This window comes from Micromonospora sp. RTBAU3-60, assembly GCF_054963695.1.
Genome location: NZ_JBUEGB010000216.1, coordinates 1 through 549, shown reverse-complemented (window position 1 = coordinate 549; position 549 = coordinate 1). Strand labels below are relative to the sequence as shown.

1 protein-coding gene is annotated in these 549 nt (G+C 68.7%); it reads left to right on the top strand.

From position 1 onward, the window contains the following. The first annotated feature begins 117 nt into the window (after nucleotides 1-117). Nucleotides 118-453, top strand: a complete 336-nt coding sequence (locus ACY34I_RS40630; protein WP_462760870.1) for a DNA glycosylase AlkZ-like family protein — start codon at nucleotides 118-120, stop codon at nucleotides 451-453. Nucleotides 454-549 lie beyond the last annotated feature (96 nt).

Genomic DNA, 549 nt, shown 5'->3' with positions numbered 1-549 from the left:
GCCCCGCGCGCACCTACGCTCGGTGGGCCGCGGATCACCGGGCCGACTTCGGCGGTTGATCAACGAGGCAGGGGCGGCATCCGTCGCCCCTGCCGTGTGGACGGAAAGGACGGCACGGTGGCACAGGTGCTGGGACGACGGGAGTTGGGACGCGCCCTGCTGGCCCGTCAGTGGCTGCTGGAACGTGCCGACGCGACCGCCGAGGAGGCGGTCACCCGGCTGGTCGGCATGCAGGCGCAGGCGCCGTACGCGCCCTACTTCGGGCTCTGGAGCAGACTGCGGAAGTTCGCCACCGCCGACCTGGCCGACGCGCTGACCGAGCGCCGCCTGGTGCGGGTCGCGCTGATGCGCAGCACCATCCACCTGGCCAACACAGCGGACTACCGCTCGTTGCGGCCATGGGCGCAGCCCGCGCTCGACCGTGAGCTGGACACCGCATTCAGCGTGATTTAGCGAGGAATCCCGGTCCTTCAGGACTCCGTTGGGGAATGGCCAAACCACTCAGATCCATCTGTTGGCATGATTATCGGATTCGTCGGTTGGAGGGTC